The following is a 578-nucleotide window of genomic DNA, read 5'->3' as shown; positions in this document are numbered from 1 at the left end:
CAGCCATTGCTTCCAGGCCGATCGCCAACCCCAGGCAGTACTCGGGGTCCAGAGTGTTTTGAGTTCAGCCTTCATCAAGTAGACCGTCATCAACGCTTGGTTGGCCGCCAGCAGATCCTCCAGGCGGACCTGTTGTTCCGGCGTTTTCAAGTTCTGCGGATTGCGCAGCAACAGCCATCGCGCCTGCTTGATAACCTTGCGGGCAGGCTTGTCGTGACGCAACCGGTTAGCCTCGTCGACGCGGACCCGATCAATCACCTCTCGGCCATATTTGGCCACCACATGGAAGAGGTCGTAGACCACTCGCGCGTTGGGACAGTGCTGACGAACCTCCAGGTCAAAAGCGGTATTCATGTCCATCGCCACCGCTTCGATGCGAGCGCAACCCTCTGGCCCCAGTTCCTCGAAGAAAGGCCTGACCGCTGCTCGGCTGCGACCTTCACCGATCCATAGCACTCGTCGTGTATCCGCATCCAGGACAACGCTGGCGTAACGATGACCTTTGAACAGGGCGAACTCGTCCATCACCAGACGTCGCGGTTGCGCCTTTGGCAAAACGCTCAACGCCGCTTGCAAGG

At 59.0% G+C, this 578-nt stretch carries 1 protein-coding gene; it reads right to left on the bottom strand.

The window, feature by feature from the left end; all coding sequences use genetic code 11:
* On the bottom strand, positions 1–578 hold a 578-nt coding region (locus FQ185_RS30085), incomplete at both ends, for a transposase (RefSeq protein WP_149420605.1).

The sequence above is a fragment of the Pseudomonas sp. ANT_H12B genome (assembly GCF_008369325.1).
GTDB lineage: Bacteria > Pseudomonadota > Gammaproteobacteria > Pseudomonadales > Pseudomonadaceae > Aquipseudomonas.
The sequence above is the reverse complement of the archived record's forward strand: the minus strand, read 5'-3'. Positions and strand labels throughout refer to the sequence as shown.